17 protein-coding genes are annotated in these 18,897 nt (G+C 73.8%); 10 read left to right on the plus strand and 7 right to left on the minus strand.

Translation table 11 applies throughout. The annotated features are described in order from the left end of the window. Window position 1 precedes the first annotated feature (1 nt). Complete coding sequence (locus PP1_RS13915) at window positions 2-811, minus strand: TrmH family RNA methyltransferase (protein ID WP_010234071.1); 810 nt, start codon at window positions 809-811, stop codon at window positions 2-4. A gap of 168 nt (window positions 812-979) precedes the next feature. Between PP1_RS13915 and PP1_RS13920 the strand changes: the two genes are divergently transcribed. From PP1_RS13920 to PP1_RS13940, 5 genes are all read left to right on the plus strand, one after another. Next, window positions 980-2,467 carry a glutamate--cysteine ligase gene (locus tag PP1_RS13920; RefSeq protein ID WP_029239708.1) on the plus strand — a complete coding sequence of 496 codons (1,488 nt, stop codon included), beginning with the start codon at window positions 980-982 and terminating at the stop codon, window positions 2,465-2,467. A 220-nt stretch (window positions 2,468-2,687) separates the two neighbouring features. Further along, window positions 2,688-3,452 carry a hypothetical protein gene (locus tag PP1_RS13925; protein ID WP_139323753.1) on the plus strand — a complete coding sequence of 255 codons (765 nt, stop codon included), beginning with the start codon at window positions 2,688-2,690 and terminating at the stop codon, window positions 3,450-3,452. Then, window positions 3,449-4,561: a lytic transglycosylase domain-containing protein gene (locus PP1_RS13930; protein WP_139323752.1), complete on the plus strand. Its 1,113-nt coding sequence runs from the start codon at window positions 3,449-3,451 to the stop codon at window positions 4,559-4,561. The genes PP1_RS13925 and PP1_RS13930 overlap by 4 nt, the downstream gene beginning before the upstream one ends. Before the next feature lie 4 nt (window positions 4,562-4,565). After that, the gene (locus PP1_RS13935; protein ID WP_010228383.1) at window positions 4,566-5,615 is read left to right on the plus strand and encodes a glycoside hydrolase family 16 protein; all 1,050 of its coding nucleotides are present in this window, start codon (window positions 4,566-4,568) and stop codon (window positions 5,613-5,615) included. 85 nt (window positions 5,616-5,700) lie between these two features. Continuing rightward, complete coding sequence (locus PP1_RS13940) at window positions 5,701-6,630, plus strand: glycoside hydrolase family 16 protein (protein ID WP_010228385.1); 930 nt, start codon at window positions 5,701-5,703, stop codon at window positions 6,628-6,630. Between the two features lie 183 nt (window positions 6,631-6,813). Here PP1_RS13940 and PP1_RS13945 read toward each other — a convergent pair whose 3' ends face one another. Beyond that, entirely contained in the window at window positions 6,814-8,247 is a 1,434-nt protein-coding gene (locus tag PP1_RS13945; RefSeq protein WP_010228387.1) for an NCS2 family permease, read from the minus strand. Window positions 8,248-8,313: 66 nt separating this feature from the next. Here PP1_RS13945 and PP1_RS13950 point away from each other — a divergent pair, with 66 nt between their 5' ends. Next, window positions 8,314-8,595, plus strand: coding sequence for a DUF2530 domain-containing protein (locus tag PP1_RS13950; protein ID WP_010228389.1), 282 nt, complete (start codon window positions 8,314-8,316; stop codon window positions 8,593-8,595). A 19-nt stretch (window positions 8,596-8,614) separates the two neighbouring features. Here the strand turns inward: PP1_RS13950 and PP1_RS13955 are convergent, their stop codons facing one another. Beyond that, entirely contained in the window at window positions 8,615-10,216 is a 1,602-nt protein-coding gene (locus PP1_RS13955; RefSeq protein ID WP_029239446.1) for an alkaline phosphatase D family protein, read from the minus strand. 137 nt (window positions 10,217-10,353) lie between these two features. Here PP1_RS13955 and PP1_RS13960 point away from each other — a divergent pair, with 137 nt between their 5' ends. Continuing rightward, window positions 10,354-11,091, plus strand: coding sequence for an SDR family NAD(P)-dependent oxidoreductase (locus PP1_RS13960; RefSeq protein WP_033199319.1), 738 nt, complete (start codon window positions 10,354-10,356; stop codon window positions 11,089-11,091). 7 nt (window positions 11,092-11,098) lie between these two features. Here PP1_RS13960 and PP1_RS13965 read toward each other — a convergent pair whose 3' ends face one another. The 3 genes from PP1_RS13965 to PP1_RS13975 all read right to left on the minus strand — a co-directional run bounded on the left by PP1_RS13965 (window position 11,099) and on the right by PP1_RS13975 (window position 13,761). Continuing rightward, on the minus strand, window positions 11,099-11,296 hold the full coding sequence (locus tag PP1_RS13965; protein ID WP_010228396.1) for a hypothetical protein: 198 nt from the start codon (window positions 11,294-11,296) through the stop codon (window positions 11,099-11,101). Between the two features lie 18 nt (window positions 11,297-11,314). Then, window positions 11,315-12,481, minus strand: a complete 1,167-nt coding sequence (locus PP1_RS13970; RefSeq protein WP_010228399.1) for a L,D-transpeptidase — start codon at window positions 12,479-12,481, stop codon at window positions 11,315-11,317. A 206-nt stretch (window positions 12,482-12,687) separates the two neighbouring features. Further along, window positions 12,688-13,761: a UDP-N-acetylmuramate dehydrogenase gene (locus tag PP1_RS13975; RefSeq protein ID WP_075313939.1), complete on the minus strand. Its 1,074-nt coding sequence runs from the start codon at window positions 13,759-13,761 to the stop codon at window positions 12,688-12,690. Between PP1_RS13975 and PP1_RS13980 the strand changes: the two genes are divergently transcribed. The 3 genes from PP1_RS13980 (at window position 13,760) to PP1_RS13990 (ending at window position 16,259) form a co-directional block, all read left to right on the plus strand. Beyond that, complete coding sequence (locus tag PP1_RS13980; protein WP_010228403.1) at window positions 13,760-14,257, plus strand: DUF2505 domain-containing protein; 498 nt, start codon at window positions 13,760-13,762, stop codon at window positions 14,255-14,257. The genes PP1_RS13975 and PP1_RS13980 overlap by 2 nt on opposite strands. Then, the gene (gene purU / locus PP1_RS13985; RefSeq protein ID WP_010228405.1) at window positions 14,254-15,129 is read left to right on the plus strand and encodes a formyltetrahydrofolate deformylase; all 876 of its coding nucleotides are present in this window, start codon (window positions 14,254-14,256) and stop codon (window positions 15,127-15,129) included. Before PP1_RS13980 ends, purU begins: the two co-directional genes overlap by 4 nt. 212 nt (window positions 15,130-15,341) lie before the next feature. Then, window positions 15,342-16,259, plus strand: coding sequence for a DUF559 domain-containing protein (locus tag PP1_RS13990; protein WP_010228407.1), 918 nt, complete (start codon window positions 15,342-15,344; stop codon window positions 16,257-16,259). 281 nt (window positions 16,260-16,540) lie between these two features. Here the strand turns inward: PP1_RS13990 and lon are convergent, their stop codons facing one another. Continuing rightward, window positions 16,541-18,883, minus strand: coding sequence for an endopeptidase La (lon, locus tag PP1_RS13995; RefSeq protein WP_010224863.1), 2,343 nt, complete (start codon window positions 18,881-18,883; stop codon window positions 16,541-16,543). Window positions 18,884-18,897: the final 14 nt, after the last annotated feature.

Below are 18,897 nucleotides of genomic sequence, written 5' to 3' on the forward strand. Positions count from 1 at the left end.
TTCAGCCGCCGCCCGTCACCGCGTGGAACGCCACGGCGGCCGCGGTGGCGACGTTCAGCGAGTCCACACCGGTCGCCATCGGGATCCGGACGCGCCGGTCCGCGGCGGTCAGCGCCTCGTCGGTCAGACCCGGCCCCTCCGCGCCCAGCAGCCACGCCACCCGGCCGCCCGCGAGTCCCGCCGTCGCCAGCGGCTCGGCGCCCGCGTCCGGTGTCAGCGCGGCGACGGTGAACCCGGCCTCGCGCAGGACGTCCAGCGAGGCCGGCCACTCGCCGTCCAACCGGGTGAAGGGCACCCGCAGGACGTGCCCCATCGACACCCGGACGCTGCGGCGGTACAGCGGATCGGAGCATCCGGGGCCGAGGAGGATCCCGTCCACCCCGAGCGCGGCGGCGTTGCGGAACAGCGATCCGAGGTTCTCGTGGTCGCCCACGCCCTCGCAGACCGCGACGGTCCGCGCGCCGGCCAGCAGCTCCGCCGGGTCGGGCGCGGGCGCCCGGTCGGCGACCGCCAGCACCCCCCGGTTGAGGTGGAAACCGACCGCCTGCGCCATCGTGTCGGCGTCGGTGGAGAACGCCGGGACGTCCGTCCCGTGCAGGTCATCGGCGAGCTCGGCCAGCCGTCGCGGGACCCCCAGCAGCGACCGCACGGGGTACGGCGAGTCCAGCAGCCGCCGCACGACGACGACACCCTCCGCGATCACCAGGCCGCGTCCACCGGGGCGGTCCGGCCGCCGATCGGCGGTCGTCAGATCGCGGTAGTCGTCGATGCGGGGGTCGTCCGGGTCGTCGACGGGGGTGAGGAGGGCCACGGCGGCCGATCGTCCCACGTCACTGACCGTTCGCCGCATCTGGTCGCCCTTTCAGCCGGTACCGCCCCGTCCGGGGATATGACACCGTGTACTGCCGGCTCCCTCGGTGCCGGGCCTGGTCCGGTCGGGTGAGGAGGCGCTCCCCGTTCGATGGAGGTCGGTTCGCGCATGGGTCAGGTGGTCGACCGGACGACGTTCACCCGGCGCGACCGCCAGCGGTACCGGATCAAGGTGCAACGGTGTCTCGACTCCCTCGAGGACCTGCTCCGCACCTACCCGTTCTCCGACACCGAACCGATGACCGGTGTGGAGATCGAGTTCAACCTCGTCGATCCGGCGCTGGCACCGTCGCTCAACGGTCACGACGTCCTGGAGACGATCAACTCCGGGGAGTGGCAGACCGAGCTGGGTCGCTGGAACCTCGAGCTGAACCTGCCGCCGCGGCCGCTCCCGGGCGACCAGTGGCGCCAGCTCGAGCACGAGCTGCTCGACCTGCTGGCCGGGGCCGGGGCCAAGGCCGGTGACCTGCGCACCCAGCTCGCGATGATCGGCATCCTGCCCACCCTGGACCCGAGCCACATGACCGGCGAGGCGATCTCGCCGGACGACCGCTACCAGGCGCTCAACGACCAGATGCTCAACGCCCGCGGCGAGCCGATCCGGATCGACATCACCGGCTGCGATCCGGACGAGCGGGTCAACGCGGACTTCGAGACGATCATCCCGGAGGCGGCCTGCACCTCGATGCAGCTGCACCTCCAGGTCGCGCCCTCGGAGTTCGGCCGGTACTGGAACGCGGCGCAGTGCCTGGCGGGCGTGCAGCTCGGCCTCGGCGCGAACTCGCCGTACCTGCTCGGGTCGCAGCTGTGGTCCGAGACCCGGATCCCGTTGTTCGAGCAGGCCTGCGACGTCCGGACGCCGGAGTTCCACAACCAGGGCGTCCGGCCGCGGGTGTGGTTCGGCGAGCGCTGGATCGACTCGGTGCTGGACCTGTTCTCCGAGAACGCCCGCTACTTCCCCGCGCTCATGCCGCTCACCACCGACATCGACCCGATGGCGCAGATGCGCGAGCAGGGCTTCCCCGAGCTGCCCGAGCTGACCCTGCACAACGGGACGATCTGGCGCTGGAACCGGCCGATCTACGACAGTACGGGTGCGACACCGCACGTCCGCCTGGAGAACCGGGTCCTGCCCGCCGGCCCGACGACGGTCGACATGGTGGCGAACGCCCTGTTCTTCTACGGGCTGCTGCGCACGCTCGTCGAGGCCGACCAGGAGCTGTGGCGTTCGGTGTCGTTCGAGGCCGCCCGGGAGAACTTCCAGACGGCGGCACGGCACGGCATGAACGCTCCCCTCTACTGGCCCGGTACCGGGTGGGTCCGGCCGGACGAGTTGACGCTGCGCAAGCTGCTCCCCCTGGCCCACGAGGGCCTGGCCCGCTGGGGAGTCAGCCAGGCCGTCTGCGACCGGTACCTGACCGTGCTGGAACGGCGCTGCGTGACCCGGCAGACGGGGTCGTCCTGGCAGATCGACACCGTCACCGCGCTGGAGGAACGCGGTGCCGACCGGATGACGGCACTGCACGGGATGTTGGAGCGCTACCTCGCCCACTCCGCGGCGAACCAGCCGGTGCACACCTGGGAGCTCCCCTCCTGATCCGTCCCCCGTAGGCGGCCGGCACGGCACTCCGTGCCCGGCCGCCTTCACCATCGCGAAGCGGTTCGGCCGAGCCCGTCCGGCGAGGACCCGGCGTTCCTACCGTCCCCTCCGCGTGACCCGCCCGGGCACGCGGTCCGGGGAGGGACATGTCCGCGCAGCAGCACCAGGTCCGGCCGGCCGGTGACCCCGGTCCGCGGCGATGACGGGGACGGTCGCGATGTCCCCGTTCCGCCTCTTCGGACGTCCGCAGGCCACCGTCGACGACGGTCCCGACCCCTGGCTGGACGACCCGGCCCCGTCCCCCGGCACCGGCGGGCCCGCGCCCTCCGACCGGGACCCGGCAGGTGGGCGGGCCCCTGGCGGGCCCGCGACCGCCGCCGCCCGTCCCGCGCTGTGGACACCACTGTGGACACCGCACCGTCCGCCGCTCCCCGAGCCTGCCGTCCCGGAGCCGGTCACCGATCCGTTCGGCTTCCCACCGGTCCCCGCCCGCACCGTCGCGGCACCGGCACCGGCACCGTCCGTCGACCCGGCCGAGGCGTCCGCACTGGCCGGTGCGTTCGCCGCCGACCTGCTGTCCTGGGACGAGGACGACCCGGCTCGCCGGGCCCGGGCCGTCGGCGCGCACCTCGCGTCCCCCGAGGGCGCCGGGCTCCTGGGCTGGAACGGCACCGGCCGGCAGCGCGCCGACCTGGTGCTGCCCGGCAGGGTCCGCACCGACGGCGACCGGGCACGCGTCGACGTCCGGGTGCGGGTCGTTCCCTCCCGCAGGGTCGACACCCGCGCGCCGGGCGTGCCCGAGCCCGAGCCCGACGCCCCTCTCGGCGAGCCCGCCGCGGCACCCGCGCCGGCGGCACGCGGCTGGCGCGGACTGGCCGCCCGCTGGGTGCGGATCGAGGTGACCGTCGTCCGCGACGGTGACCGGCTCGTCGTCGACGCCGGTCCGGTCCCGGAGCCGGACGGATGCGGTGCGGCGCGATGAGCGTGCGCGTGCCGTTGCTGCTGCTCGCCGTCGTCGCCGCCCTCCTCGCCGGGACGTCGACGGTCGCCGCCGCCGTCCCCCCGGCGCCCGGTCCGGACGCGGGCGCCGTGCCCGGGGCGGCCCGCCCGTACCTCGGCCTGGTCACCGAGCTGACCGCGCAGCGCTGCCCGGAGCTCCCGCCCGCCTGGGTCGTCGCCCAGGTGCAGGCCGAGTCGGGCTGGGACCCGGCCCTGCGCACCGGCGCCGCCGCGGGGCTGCTGCAGGTCTCGGAGCGGACGTGGGTGGCCGCCGGTGGTGCGCCCTGGCCGGACCCGGCGCTGACCGACCCGGCCGGGCACCTGCGCACGGTCGTGCCGTGGCTGTGCTCGACCCTGCGGGCCGCCGCGGGCCTGCTGGCGACGACGCCGAAGGACGTCCCGGTGCTCGACGCGATGCTCGTCTGCCACGTGGCGGGGTGTCGGCGGGTGGCGGAGTCGGCGTCCGGGGTGCCGCAGCCCGGCGAGGCGGGCTGCTCACCGGAGTGCTCCGCGGCGGTCCGCCGCTACGTCGACACGGTGCACGACCTCGCCGCCCGCTACTCCGGTGCCCCCGCCCCCGACGACCGGGCGGGCGTCCCGGCGCCGGACGCACCACCGGACGACCCCGCGGCGGCACCCGCGCCCGCGTGGACGGGCGGGACGACCGGCTGCGACCGGCCCGACCCGGTCCGCACCGGCGGCTGCCTGACCGGTGCCACCGCGCACGGGCTCGCGGCGGTCACCGCGGTGTTCGAGCCGGTGATCGACACCGTCGGCTGCTGGGACGAACACGCCCAGAACCCCCGCTCCGACCACCCGAAGGGACGCGCATGCGATCTGTTCACCGGCCCGGCCGGACGCGTCGCCGATGGCGCCGACCTGGACGAGGGCTGGCGGATCACCCGGTGGTTCGCCGGCAACGCCGCCCCGCTGAAGGTCCGGTACCTGATCTGGCAGGGCCGCTACTGGGACCCGTCGGTGCGCGACGACGGCACCGGCTGGGGCCGCCGCTACACCGGCGGCGGGGTCTACGACACGTCCGACCCGACCGGCGGGCACTACGACCACGTCCACGTCAGCTTCGCGGAGTGAGCCGATGACCGCCGACGAGCTGGAGGACCTGATCAGGAGGCTCGTCGCGAAGGGCGTGACGGTGCTGATGTTCACCCTCGGTCCGGCCGGGGAGGTGGTCGGCGTGACGCCGGGCGGTGACCCGGCGCCGCCGGTCGTGCAGGAGCAGGATGCCGGGCCGCGGGAACGGCCGCCGCTGGAGCTCGGGGACGGCGGCGACGTCTGCGTCGACGTGGATGCCGACACGGATACCGAGGTGGATGCCCACACGGATACCGGCACGGACACCGGCACGGACACGGTGGGACCGGGCTCCGGGCCCTCCTGCCCCGCCCCGGAGACCGGGTCCACGCCCGGCCCCGACGACCCGGCACCATCGGGTGATGGCACGACAGCAGGAGGAGACGGCGTGACCGCCGAGGGCACCACCGCCGCAGGGACCCAGGGCTGGGGACGGCCCGTCCGCACCGACGACTTCACCGGCGGCACGTCGGGCTGGAGCATCTACGACGGCCCCGGCCACGACGGGAACGGCCGTCGCACCCCCGACGCGGTGAGCGTGCAGGACGGGGTCCTCACCCTCACCGGCGGTCCCGACGGCAGCACCGCCGGGATGGCGTGGACCGAGGGCAGCCGGCGGTACGGCCGCTGGGAGGGACGGGTGAAGGCGCCGGCGTCGGACCCGTCGTACAACGCGTTGCTCCTGCTCTGGCCGACCGCGGAGAACTGGCCGGAGGGCGGTGAGCTGGACTTCATGGAGATGATGGACCCGGCCCGCCGGACGACGAACGCGTTCTTCCACTACGGCGCCGACAACTCGCAGGTCGAGGGCTCCGTGGAGATCGACGGCACGGAGTGGCACAACTGGGCGCTCGAGTGGACCCCGGAGCGGATCACCGCCTACGTCGACGGCGAGCCGTGGTTCGAGACCACCGACCCGCAGGTGCAGCCGCCGGGCCCGATGCACCTGTGCATCCAGCTCGACTGGTTCCCGAAGGGCGGCTCGGTCCGGGAGTCGACGATGCAGGTGGACTGGGTCCGCGAGTACGACCTGGACGGCGGGGCCGCCGGCTGAACCCGATCCGGTGACGCCTCTCAGCGCAGCCACAGCCACCCCCTTCTAGCGTGACGCCCGTCCCGGCGACCAGAGGAGGACGGACGTGCACCAGGAGGCTCCGGAGCGGGAGCATCGCGCTCCCGACGACCCGGAGGCACCGGGCCGCCGTCGCTGGCCGACGGCGCTCGGTGTCGTCGTGGCCGTCGCCGCTCTGGCCGGGATGATCGGGTTCGCGGCAGGCGCCGACCTGTTCGGCGAGTCGCGGACCGCACCACCGGCGCAGTCCCCGGCGCCGGCGGCACCGGCCCCCGGCGGGATGCACGACCAGGAACGCCCCGGGCAGGTCGGGGCGCTCGACCCGGCGAACCGGTCCGACGCGGAGGCCGCCGTCCGCAACGGCTGGCAGCTGACCGCGAACGACGAGTTCGACGGGACCTCCCTCGACCGCGACAAGTGGAGCCCCTACACCGGCGAGACCACCGGCGGGGTCGGCAGGCACCTGGCGGAGAACATCTCCGTGCGCGACGGCCAGCTCGTCCTGACCAGCCGCGGCCGCACCTCGGCCGGCCTGGCGTGGCGGGGCGGTCAGCAGTACGGCCGCTGGGAGATGCGGGCCAAGACCAACCCGGGAACCGGGTACGGCGACGTCGCGCTGCTGTGGCCGGACGCCGAGGACTGGCCCGAGGGCGGCGAGCTCAACTTCATGGAGATCCCGAAGGGCGACCGCTCCGAGACGCACACGATCGTCCACTACGGCGAGGACAACTCCCAGGTCGGCAAGACCGTCCGCGGTGACTTCACGCAGTGGCACAACTTCGCCGTCGAGTGGCTGCCGGACCGGGTCGTGTTCTACGTGGACGGCCAGGAGGTCTTCCGGACCACCGATCCCGAGCAGATCCCGCCGCGCCCGATGCACCTGGCGATGCAGCAGGACATCGGCCCGTACGGCGACGACTGGATCCCGGCGCTCGACGAGACCTCGCCGGAGACCCTGGACTTCCAGGTGGACTGGGTGCGGATCTACGCGCCCTGACGGACGGATCACCGGTCCCGCTCGGCGGCGGGGCCGGTGTGACTGGGGAAAGAAGGAGGCCCCGGCTCCTGTGGGAGCCGGGGCCTTCTCCTGTCCCGAACTGACGCGCCGCTCCCACCACGAAGCGACACCCAGAAGTTAGCTCAGCCTTGCCTTACTTCGCAAGCCCTGACCGTGACCTTTCTACCCCAGCAGCTCGCGCAGCGGGCCCACCCCGAAGTATCCGACGAACAGGATCGCCACGACCCACATCAGCGGGTGCACCTTCTTCGCCCGTCCGGTCGCGGCGGACAGGGCCACGTAGCTGATGAACCCGGCGCCGATGCCGTTCGCGATCGAGTACGTGAACGGCATGACGGTCACGGTGAGGAAGACCGGGATCGCGATCTGCAGGTCGTCGAGCTTGATCGAGGTGATCTGCCGGAACATCAGCGCACCCACGACCACCAGCGCCGGTGCCGCCGCCTCGACCGGCACGATCGCGTACAGCGGCGTGAAGAACATGGCGAGCAGGAACAGCACGCCGGTCAGCACGTTCGCCAGGCCGGTCCGGGCGCCCTCCGCGATCCCGGCCGCGGACTCCACGAACAGCGTGTTCGACGACGCCGACCCGGCCCCGCCGGCGACCGCGCCCGCCCCCTCGACGACCAGTGCCTTCCCGACGTTCGGGAGCTTGCCCTCGGCGTCGGTCAGCCCGGCCTGCCTGCCGAGGCCGGTCAGCGTGCCCATCGCGTCGAAGAAGTTCGCGAGCACCAGCGTGAAGATCAGCAGGACGACGGTGATGATGTCCAGCCGGGTGAAGGCGCCGAACGAGACCTGGCCGACCAGCGACAGGTCGGGCAGCCCGACGATCCGGTCCGGCAGCGCCGGCACGGCGAGCGACCAGCCGCCGGGGTTGTCCGGCCCGGACGCGCCGACCCCGGCGAACGCCTCGACGACGATCGCGATGATCGTGTTGAGCACGACGCCGATCAGGATCCCGGCCCGGACCCCCCGCGCCACCAGCACACCGACGATCACCAGGCCGACGACGAACACGAACGTCGGCCAGGACGCGATGGAGCCGTCGATCCCGAGGCCCACCGGCACGGTGGTGTTGGCGGCGTCCGGCAGCCGTCGCACGAACCCGGAGTCGACCAGCCCGATCAGTGCGATGAAGGCCCCGATGCCGACGGCGATCGCCGTCTTCAGCTCCGTGGGTACGGCGTTGAACACCGCCGTCCGGAAGCCGGTGACGGCGAGGATCACGATGATGATGCCGTCGATGACGACGAGGCCCATCGCCTCCGGCCAGGTCATCATCGGGGCGATGGTCACCGCGAGGAGGGTGTTGATCCCCAGCCCGGTGGCGATCGCGAACGGATAGTTCGCGAGCACGCCGAACAGGATCGTCATGACCCCCGCGACCAGGGCCGTCACCGCGGCGACCTGGGCGACGGGCAGGATCCCGCCGAGGGCGTCGGTCTTGGCAGAGGGGTCGGTCGGGGTGATGCTGCCGAGGATCAGCGGGTTCAGGACGATGATGTAGGCCATCGCCATGAAGGTGACGAGACCCCCGCGCAGCTCCCGGGGGATCGTGGACCCGCGCTCGGACACACGGAACAGGCGCTCGATCACGGCGACACCCTAGACGCGGCGCAACGGTTCCGGCGCCCGGCCGTGCTACGTCTACGCTACGGACCCGTGACGGCACACGAGAACGGCGATCCTCCGCCCCCACCGCCGTTGCCGCCGCGGTTCTACGAGTCGCCGCCGGTGCTGCTCGGCGGGATGCTGCTCTGGGCGGTCGCGACCGGCGTCGTCGTCCTGTCGTGGCTGGTGGGCGGCCCGTGGGACGCCGGGTCGTTCTGGACGTGCATCGCGGGGCTGGGGGTCGGCCTGTTCGGCGCCGCGATCTTCACCGCGCAGCGAGCGGCCGCGCGCCGCGGGGACCGTTCGGCCCAGCGGGGCATCGAACCCCGCTGAGCCACTCCGCACCGGCCGCTCAGCCGGGGACGACGCCGGGACGGCCGTCCTCCACCGCCCACACCGCCCGCGTCGACAGCGAGCCGCCCGGGCGCTCCACCCGGTCCATCACCCGGAACGAGCTGCGCCACTCGCCGGGGGTGAGGTCGACCCGCACGTAGCCGCGCTGGTCGTTGACGAACCGCAGGGTCGGCGTCGCCTCCTGGATCGCGCGCAGCTGCTCCCCGACGTCCTCGCCGTCGCCCTTGCTGGAGATCGAGGTGCCGACGAACTCCGACGCGACGACCGGTGAACCGGGCTCCTCGAACGAGCGCAGCAGGTCACCGGCGTAGTTCTGGTGCCGGTCCCCGGTGATGACCACGAGGTTCGGCACCCCGGCGTCGGCCGCCGCGCCGAGCACCCGGTTCCGGTCGGCGACGTAGCCGTCCCACGGGTCCGTGTTGACCTCGGTGACCGGGCCGGGCTCGCGGTCCGTGAGCCCCATCGGTGCCTGGTTGCCCAGCACCTGCCAACGGGCCTTCGAGCGGGTGAACCCGTCGAGCAGCCACTCCCGCTGCGGGGCGCCGAGGATGGTGCGGCGCTCGTCGAACCGGTCGGCGCAGTCGGTGGTCCAGGTGTCGCCGCAGGACTGGTCGTCGCGGTACTGGCGGGTGTCGAGCATGGTGAAGTCGGCCAGCGTGCCGTAGGAGAGCCGCCGGTAGAGCCGCATGTCCGGGCCCTTCGGGAGCTGGGCGGCGCGCAGCGGCAGGTGCTCGTAGTAGGTGGCGAACGCGGCCGCCCGGCGGGCCCGGAAGACGGCGCGGTCCTGGTCCGGCTCGTCGTCGTCCTCGGAGACGTCCGCGGCCCAGTTGTTCTCGATCTCGTGGTCGTCGAAGACGGTGATCCACGGGAAGGCCGCGTGCGCGGCCTGCAGCGGCGCCTCGGATTTGTAGAGCGCCCACCGGGTCCGGTAGCTCGCCAGGTCGGTCGGCTCGGCGACGGCCGACGCGGGTGGCGCCTGCCCCCGCTTCGTCTCGTCGATCGTCGCCTCGTACAGGTAGTCGCCGAGGAACACGACGAGATCGAGGTCCTCGCGGACCATGTGCTCGTAGGCGGTGTAGTGGCCGTCGCCCCAGTTCTGGCAGGAGGCGAACGCGAACGCCAGCGACGACGGCGTGTCGCCCGGCCGCGGCGTCGTCCGGGTCCGGCCGACCGGCGAGACCGCGCCGCCGGGGCCCGCCACGCGGAACCGGTAGTGGTACACCCGGTCCGGTGCGAGCCCGCCGACCTCGGGGTGCACGGAGTGCCCGAGCTCGGGCGTGGCGAGGACCTGTCCGCGCCGCACGATCCGAGTCATCCGCTCGTCGTCGGCGACCTCCCACAGCACGGGTACCGGCCGGTCCGGCATGCCGCCCCGGCCGTCGGCGGCGAACGGCTCCGGCGCGAGCTTCGTCCACAGCACGACCGAGTCGGCGGCCGGGTCACCGGAGGCGACGCCGAGGGTGAAGGGGTCCGAGCCGCGGGTGGCCCGGGGAGCCGCGGCCGCGACGCCGGCGTCCCACGCACCGGTGCCGGCGAGCACCGCCGCTGCACCCGCACCCGCCCATCCGAGGAATCGCCTTCGCCCGATCGCAGTAACCATGACTGCGACGCTCGGTGATCGAGCTGGCGGTCACGTGTCCGACGGGTGACCGGTCCCTGATCGCCGCCGGAACGTTGCCCATGCCACGTACCCGACCGGGGCGCCCGGACACCACGGCGGGCCTAGGCTGGGTGACCATGAGTTCCCGTCCCACCGCCGTCGTCACCGGCGCCTCGTCCGGCATCGGTGCCGCCACCGCCCGCGGCCTCGCCGCCGCGGGCTTCCACGTCGTCCTCGGTGCCCGCCGTGTCGAGCGCTGCGAGGAGATCGCGAAGGAGATCGACGGCACGGCGCTGCCGCTCGACGTGACCGACGCCGGATCCGTCGCCGCCTTCGACGCCGCGGTTCCCGAGGCGAAGCTGCTGGTCAACAACGCCGGCGGGGCGAAGGGGCTGGATCCCGTCGCCGAGGCCGACGAGGACGACTGGCGCTGGATGTGGGAGACCAACGTCCTCGGGACGCTCCGGCTGACGAAGGCGTTCCTGCCGAAGCTGGAGGCCTCCGGCGACGGCCACGTCGTCACCGTCACCTCGATCGCGGCGCTCGACTTCTACGACAACGGCGCCGGCTACACCGGCGCCAAGCACGCCCAGGCGATGCTCCACCGCACGCTGCGCGGCGAGCTCCTCGGCAAGCCGATCCGGATCACCGAGATCTGCCCCGGCATGGTCGAGACCGAGTTCTCCGAGGTCCGGTTCGACGGCGACGCGGAGAAGGCGGCGAAGGTCTACCAGGGCCTGACCCCGCTGAGCGCCGACGACGTCGCCGAGACCATCACGTTCGCGGCCACCCGGCCGGCGCACGTCAACATCGACCAGATCGTGCTGAAGCCGCGCGACCAGGCGTCCGGCTCGCGGCGGTTCCGCCGGGAGTGACCGGGGCCTAGAGGGTCTCCTCCGACCGGCGGCGCTGCTCGGCGTCGTCGGCCGGTTCGTCGCCGTGGACCGCGCCCGCGATCCGCTCCTCGGACTCGGTGAGGATCTCCTCGGCACCGGGTGCGGTGCCCTCCTCCTCCGGGAGCGGGTTCGCCCGGGTCGCAGCGCGGTCCGGTGGCACGTCGGGGTTCTCGGGAGCGGTCATGGGGGCGACTACCCGTTCCTAGAGGGCGGACAACCTCTGCCATCGGTCCCAGGACAGCGTCCAGTCCCACACGTCGCCGTCGCGCGGGGACAGCTGCACCGGCGTGCCGGTGACCTCGACCGGGTCACCGAACAGCACCGTGTCGTAGTACGCCTTCGCGTCCGCCGCGGACAGGTTCACGCAGCCGTGCGTGATGTTGGAACTGCCCTGCGCCGACGCCGAGGCCGGGTTGGCGTGGATGAACTCGCCGTTGTTGCTCATCCGCACGGCCCACTTCTCGACGACGTCGTAGCCGTACTGGGCCGAGGTCATCCGCTTGTCGGTGAACTTCTCCGTGACGACGTGCACCCCGGAGCGGGTGTTGCGGTTCGGGTCGGCGGCCAGCCCGTAGCTGGCCGGGTAGTCGGCGACCTGCCTGCCGTCGCGGATCACGACCATGCGGAACGACCTCGCGTCGGCCTTCACGATCTGCGAGCGCCCGATGGTGAACGACGTCGACAGGTCGGCCGCGCCGTAGCTCCCGCCGCCGTAGGCCACGCCCTTGAGCGGCGCGTCGACCGACACCCTCGTCCCGGCGGGCCAGTACTCCTTCGGCCGCCAGTGCACGCGGGAGCCGCCGCCCTCGTCGGGCAGCCAGCCCCAGGCCCCCTCGACTCCGGTCGACGTCGTGACCGTCAGCGCCCGCTCGACGGCGGCACGGTCGTCGACGTGCCGGTCGAACTGGATCTCGATCGGCGCGGCGACACCGACGGTGCGCCCGTCACCGATGTTGAGCGTGCCGCGCGCGGTGTGCGCGGGCTCCAGCGTCGCGACCGTGCCCTGCACCGGGGTGGCGGCCCCGTCCGGGGCCACCGCACGGCCGTGCCAGGTGTAGGTGGTCGCGAAGTCGAGCTTCCCGCTGCTCGTCCAGGTGGTGCGGTCCGGGGCGAGCCCACCCGGCACCTGCTCGCCGTCCGGCCCGGTCAGCGAGACGCCGTCGAGGGTCCCCCCGGCGGCACGCACCGAGACCGGGTCGGCCGGGTTCGCCGACGACGCCGACGCCGCCGGCTGGTACGTGAGCTGCGGCCCGGTCGGCGCGGGCGCGGCGAGCGGAGCCGTTCCCCCCTGGGCCCCCGCGAGTGCCACCGCGCCCGCGACACCCGATGCGGCGATCAACGCCACCACCACGAACAACAGCCGGCGCACGGTCCCCCACCCCAGATCGATTGCGTTCCGCAACCGACCGTACGCCTGCCGCGCCGCCCCACCGGGCGGTCTGCGTCACTCCCCGCGCCGCACCGTCCGCCGCACCACCTGCCTCGCCGAGATGCAGGCCGGCGTCGTCCGGAGATCGACGATTCGCGCTGAGCCGCATCTCGGCGGGAACGGTCCGGGCACGGACGGGCCCGGGGTCAGAGGGTGCAGCCCACCAGCACCGGCTCGGGGCGCAGATCCACACCGAACCGGCCGGTGACGCCGTCGCGGACCTCACGGGCCAGTGCGAGCAGGTCGTCGGTGCTCCCGCCGCCGCGGTGGGTGAGGGCGAGCACGTGCCGGGTGGACAGCGACACCCGTCCGCCGGGGCCGGCGTGCCCGCGGGTGAAGCCGGCGTTCTGGATCAGCCCGGCGGCCGACAGCTTCACCCGGCCCTCCCCCGCCGGCCAGGCGGCGAGGCCCTCGACCTGCGGCGCGTCGGCGACGGGCAGGATCGGGTTCGTGAAGAACGAGCCCGCGGACCAGGTGTCGTGGTCCTCGGCGTCGAGCACCATGCCCTTGCCGCGGCGCAGGGCCAGCACGGCGTCCCGGGCGGCGGACGGATCGACCCGGGTCTCCGGTTCGACGCCGAGGGTCCGGGCGAGCTCGGCGTAGCGGATCGGGGCGGACCGGCCGTCACCGCGCAGGGCGAACCGCACCCGCAGGACGACGGCGTCGTCGTTCCCCTTGAGCACGCTCGTGCGGTAGGCGAGCCCCAGGTCCGACGCCGGCACCCGGTTCCGGACGGTGCGGGTCCGGCGGTCGTAGAGATCGACGTCGACGAGTAGGTCGGCGACCTCGACGCCGTAGGCACCGACGTTCTGCACCGGGGTCGCGCCGGTGCGCCCGGGGATGCCGGACAGGCACTCCAGCCCGCCGAGCCCCTCCGCGACGGTCGCCGCGACGACGTCGTCCCAGTCCTCGCCCGCCTCCACGGTCGCGACGACCGTGTCACCGGCACGCTCGAAGGCCACGCCCCGGCCGGCGAGCAGGACGGCGGTGCCGTCGAACCCGGCGTCGGCGACGACCAGGTTGGAGCCCCCGCCGACGAGCAGCACCCGCTCACCGGCCGCGTCGGCGGCACCGACGGCCGCCACGACGTCGTCGGCCCCCTCGGCGCGGACGATCCGGGCGGCCGGGCCGCCGAGGCGCAGCGTGGTGTGCGCGCTCAGCCGCGGGTCGGTCGTGGTCGTTCCCGGGAAACTCACGGGTGAACGGTAACCTGCGCGCATGCCGCGCTCCCTCGACTACCGCGCCACCTCCGCGCACCCCGCAGAGAAGGTGTACGCGGCCATGGTGGACCGCGACCTGCTCGACGAGCAGCTCCGGCACCTGGGCGGCCCGGGCGCCGCCGTCACCGACTACGAGGCGACCGCCGACGGTGTCCGGTACACGCTGCGGCACGGGATCCCGTCCGAGCACCTGCCCACGGTCGTCACGTCGCTCGTCCCCGGCGGGGACCTGAAGATCGACCGCACCGAGCAGTGGAAGGCCGGCGGCGCCGGGGTCTACGACGGCACCGGCTCGGTCAAGGTCGTCGGTACGCCGGCGACGGCGCGGTCGGTCATGCGGATCGCCGACGTCGACGGCGGCAGCGAGATCCGGATCCGCGCCGAGGTGACGGTGAAGGTGCCGATCGTCGGGTCCCGGATCGAGGAGGCCGTCGCCGGGCAGATCGAGCAGCTGCTGGCCGCCGAGACGGAGTTCACGCTGGCACGGGTCTCGTGAACCGCCGGTACGTCATCACCCTGTCCTGTCCGGACCGGACCGGGATCGTCGCGCGGATCTCCGCGTTCCTCGCCGACCTCGGCGCGTCGATCACCGAGGCCGCATACCACGCCGACGTCGACGCCGGGGTGTTCTGCACCCGTCAGGTCGTGGACGCCGCCTCCGTCCCGTGCGACGTCGACGAGCTCCGCTCGCTGTTCGCGCCGGTGGCCGCCGAGCTCGGCGGCGAGCACCGGATCTCCGACACGGGCGTCCGCAAGCGCGCCGTGCTGCTGGTGACGAAGGACCAGCACTGCCTGCACGACCTGCTCGGACGCGTGTGGGCCGGTGAGCTGCCGGTCGAGATCACCCGGGTGATCGGCAACCACGAGGCGCTGGGCGACATCGTCACCGCGCACGGGGTGCCGTTCCACCACGTGCCGTTCCCGGAGCCCGGCGACCGGTTCCGTGAGCAGGGCAAGGTGACCGCCTTCGAGGAGGTCCGCAAGCTCGTCGACGCGGACTCCCCCGACGCGATCGTCCTGGCCCGGTTCATGCAGATCCTGCCCGCGCACCTGTGCGAGGCCTGGGCCGGACGGGCGATCAACATCCACCACAGCTTCCTGCCCTCGTTCGCGGGGGCGCGGCCGTACCACCAGGCGCACCGGCGCGGGGTGAAGCTGATCGGCGCGACCTGCCACTACGCCACCGCCGACCTCGACGCCGGCCCGATCATCGAGCAGGACGTCATCCGCGTCGACCACGGCGACACCGCCGCCGACATGGTCCGGCGGGGCCGCGACATCGAGCGCCTCGTCCTGGCCCGGGGCCTGCGCTGGCACCTGGAGGACCGGGTGCTGATCCAGGGCAACCGCACGATCGTCTTCCACTGAGCCCCCGCGCGCCGTTCGCCCCGCCCGCTCGTCGAGATGCAGCTCAACATCGTCCGGTGATCGACGATCCGCGCTGAGCCGCATCTCGGCGGGGGTGGTCCGGGGACGGACGGTCCGCGCCGGGGGTCGTGTTCCGGGAGCGCACGTTCGCGATCGGGATCGCGTGACCGCGAACGGGTCCGGTCCTCCGACGGTCCCGGGATCCTCGGGCCATGTCGGTCCCCGGATGGCCCGAGGTGTTCCGTGGGACGGCCGCGGTCGCCGCCGGGCTCGTCACCCCCGGACGGCTCCGGGGCCCGTCGTTCGAGCGGCTCCTGCCCGACACCTACGCCCCCGCCACCGGGGAGTCCCCGGACCTGCGCCTGCGCTCGCTGGCCGCGTCCCTGTGGGCGGGGGACGGCGCCGTCCTCGGCGGGTACTCGGCGGCGGAGCTGCAGGGACGCTCGTGTGCTCCGCTCGGCGAACCCGCCGAGGTCGTGGTGCCCGCGACCTGCTCCGGTCCCCGCTCCCGCCGGGAGGTGCGCGTGCGGCGCGACGTGCTCCACCCGCGCGAGATCATCGAGATCGCCGGTGTCCGCGTCACGACTCCCATGCGCACCGCGTTCGACCTCGCCCGCCGGTTGCCGCCGGTCGAGGGGATCGTCGCGATCGACGCGCTCGCCCGCGGCACGTTCGCCCCGGACCTGCTGCTGACGTACGCCGCCCGGTACGTCGGCCTGCGCGGGGTGCGAGCGGTGATCGACGCCCTGGCCTGGGCCGACGCCCGCAGCGGTTCCCCACCGGAGACCCGGCTCCGGCTGATCCTGGTGCGGAGTGACCTGCCGCGTCCGGTCCCGCAGCACCCGGTCGTCGACGAGCGCAGGCGCGTCCTGTGGCTCGACCTCGCCTATCCGGAGCACCGGCTCGGCGTCGAGTACGACGGCGGCGACCACTTCGCGACCCCGCAGGCCGCCCGTGCCGACGCCCAGCGGCACACCCGGCTCGCCGCCGCCGGATGGCGGGTGCTCCGCTACACCGCGGCCGAGATGCGTCGCGAACCGCAGCGGATCGTCACCGAGGTGCGACGAGCGCTCGGGAACTCCCGCCGAGATGCAGCTCAGCGTCGTCCGGTGATCGACGATCCGCGCTGAGCCGCATCTCGACGAGAGTGCTCCGGGCACGGACGGTCCGGTGCGGCGGAGCGGCGGTGCGGCGCGGCACGGCAGAGCGCCGGGCGGCGCGGCACGGCAGAGCGCCGGGCGGCACGGCACGGCAGAGCGCCGGGCGGCACGGCACGCGGCAGGCACGACGGGCCCGGCACGCACGACCGGGCCCGGCACGCACGACCGGGCCCGACACGCACGACCGGGCCCGGCACGCGCGACGGCGCCCGCCCCGCGGTGTGCGGGACGGGCGCCGGATCGAGCGGTGGTCAGGCCGCGTGCTGCTGCGCGTCCACCGGCTCCAGGGCGATCTCCAGGACCTCGGCGACGTCGGCCACCGGGTGCACCCGCAGCTCGTTCCGGACCGACTCCGGGACGTCGTCCAGGTCGGGCTCGTTGCGCTTCGGGATGATCACGTCGGTCAGCCCGGCCCGGTGTGCGGCGAGCAACTTCTGCTTCACCCCACCGATCGGCAGCACCTTGCCCTGCAGCGTCACCTCGCCGGTCATGCCCACGCTGGAACGCACCGGGCGTCCGGACGCGAGGGAGGCCAGCGCCGTCGTCATCGTGACGCCGGCGGACGGGCCGTCCTTCGGGACCGCGCCGGCCGGGACGTGGACGTGGAGCTTCCCCTGGGCCAGGTCACCGGCCAGTCCGCGCGAGCGCAGGTAGGACAGGGCGATCGAGACCGACTCGGTCATCACCTCGCCCAGCTGCCCGGTGATCTGCAGGCCCGGCTCGCCCTGCATCGAGGTGGCCTCGATGAACAGCACGTCCCCACCGGCCCCGGTCACCGCCAGGCCGGTCGCGACGCCCGGCACGGACGTCCGCTCGGCCGACTCCGGCGTGAACCGCGGACGGCCCAGGTAGGTGACGAGCGCGTCGGCGTCGACGTGCACCGGGCGCACGGTGTCCGAGCCGTCCGAGGCGTCGAGCTGCACCGCGACCTTGCGCAGGACCTTCGCGAGGCCCCGCTCCAGCTGGCGCACCCCGGCCTCCCGGGTGTACTCGGCGGCGATCATCGACAGCGCGACGTCGGTGAACTCGACGTCGCCGTCGTCCAGCCCGGCCTTCTCGACCTGCCGCGGGAGCAGGTGGTCACGGGCGATCGCGACCTTCTCCGGCTCGGTGTAGCCGTCGAGCGTCACGATCTCCATCCGGTCCGCGAGCGGCCCGGGGATCCCGGACGGGTCGTTCGCCGTGGCCAGGAACAGCACGTTCGACAGGTCGAGATCGACCTCGAGGTAGTGGTCGCGGAACGTGTGGTTCTGCGCCGGGTCGAGGACCTCCAGCAGCGCCGCGGTCGGGTCGCCGCGGAAGTCCGAGCCGACCTTGTCGATCTCGTCGAGCAGCACGACCGGGTTCATCGACCCGGCCTCGCGGATCGCGCGGACGATCCGGCCGGGCAGCGCGCCGACGTAGGTGCGCCGGTGGCCGCGGATCTCCGCCTCGTCCCGGACGCCGCCGAGCGCCACCCGGACGAACTTCCGGCCCAGGGACCGCGCGACCGACTCCCCCAGCGACGTCTTGCCGACACCGGGCGGGCCGACCAGCGACAGCACCGCGCCGGAGCCGCGGCCGCCGATCGTTTCGGTCCCCCGCCGGTTGCGCCGGGCCCGGACGGCCAGGAACTCGATCAGCCGCTCCTTGACGTCGTCGAGGCCGGCGTGGTCGGTGTCCAGGATCCGGCGGGCCTCGACGAGGTCCGCCGAGTCCTCGGTGGTGTCGTTCCACGGGATGTCCAGCACGGTGTCGAGCCAGGTCCGGATCCACCCGGACTCCGGGCTCTGGTCCGAGGCCCGCTCCAGCTTCCCGACCTCGGCCAGTGCCGCCTTGCGGACGTGCTCGGGCAGGTCCGCCGCCTCGACCCGGGCTCGGTAGTCGGCCTCGCCGTCGGGGTCGTCCTCGCCGAGCTCCTTGCGGATCGCGGCGAGCTGCTGGCGCAGCAGGAACTCGCGCTGCTGCTGCTCCATGCCCTCGCGGACGTCGTTCGAGATCTTCTCCGAGACCTCCTGCTCGGCGACGTGCGCCTTCGTCCACTCCAGCAGCTTCTCCAGCCGGGCGGTCACGTCGGTCTCGGCGAGCAGCTCGGCCTTGTGCGCGACGTCCAACCAGGACGCCCAGCCGGCCAGGTCGGCGAGCTGCCCCGGATCGGAGGTCTGCTGCACCGAGTCGATGACCTGCCAGGCGCCCCGCTGCTGCAGGATGCCGACCACCAGCGCCTTGTACTCGGTGGCGAGCTCGTGGGTACGTCCGGTCGGCTCGGTGGGGTCGACGGGCTCGGCCTCCACCCACAGGGCGGCACCGGGACCGGAGACCCCGCTGCCGATGCGGGCACGGCGCTCACCGCGCACCACCGCGGCCCGGTCACCGTTCGGCAGCCTGCCGATCTGTTCCAGGACGGCGACCACACCGATCGCGCCGTACCGCCCGTCCAGGCGGGGGACGACCAGGACCCGTCTGCCGTCGTCGTCATCCCCGTCCCCGGCCGCCGTCGCGGCGTCGATGGCGGCACGGGTGTCGGGCGCGTCCAGGCGGACCGGGACCACCATCCCGGGCAGGACCACGGTGTCGTCGAGGGGCAGGACCGGGAGCGTCAGCACGTCACTCATGTCCGCTCCAACAG

This window comes from Pseudonocardia sp. P1, assembly GCF_000178675.2.
In the GTDB taxonomy this organism is placed as follows: Bacteria; Actinomycetota; Actinomycetes; order Mycobacteriales; family Pseudonocardiaceae; genus Pseudonocardia.

Excerpts from the sequence above, each read along its gene's own strand:
- PP1_RS13975 (WP_075313939.1), bottom strand. The coding sequence starts at position 13,761 with ATGCGCGCAGGTTACCGTTCACCCGTGAGTTTCCCGGGAACGACCACG.
- PP1_RS13920 (WP_029239708.1), top strand. The coding sequence starts at position 980 with ATGGGTCAGGTGGTCGACCGGACGACGTTCACCCGGCGCGACCGCCAG.
- PP1_RS13955 (WP_029239446.1), bottom strand. The coding sequence starts at position 10,216 with ATGGTTACTGCGATCGGGCGAAGGCGATTCCTCGGATGGGCGGGTGCG.
- PP1_RS13960 (WP_033199319.1), top strand. The coding sequence starts at position 10,354 with ATGAGTTCCCGTCCCACCGCCGTCGTCACCGGCGCCTCGTCCGGCATC.
- PP1_RS13925 (WP_139323753.1), top strand. The coding sequence starts at position 2,688 with ATGTCCCCGTTCCGCCTCTTCGGACGTCCGCAGGCCACCGTCGACGAC.
- PP1_RS13930 (WP_139323752.1), top strand. The coding sequence starts at position 3,449 with ATGAGCGTGCGCGTGCCGTTGCTGCTGCTCGCCGTCGTCGCCGCCCTC.
- PP1_RS13980 (WP_010228403.1), top strand. The coding sequence starts at position 13,760 with ATGCCGCGCTCCCTCGACTACCGCGCCACCTCCGCGCACCCCGCAGAG.
- PP1_RS13935 (WP_010228383.1), top strand. The coding sequence starts at position 4,566 with ATGACCGCCGACGAGCTGGAGGACCTGATCAGGAGGCTCGTCGCGAAG.
- PP1_RS13965 (WP_010228396.1), bottom strand. The coding sequence starts at position 11,296 with ATGACCGCTCCCGAGAACCCCGACGTGCCACCGGACCGCGCTGCGACC.
- lon (WP_010224863.1), bottom strand. The coding sequence starts at position 18,883 with ATGAGTGACGTGCTGACGCTCCCGGTCCTGCCCCTCGACGACACCGTG.
- PP1_RS13990 (WP_010228407.1), top strand. The coding sequence starts at position 15,342 with ATGTCGGTCCCCGGATGGCCCGAGGTGTTCCGTGGGACGGCCGCGGTC.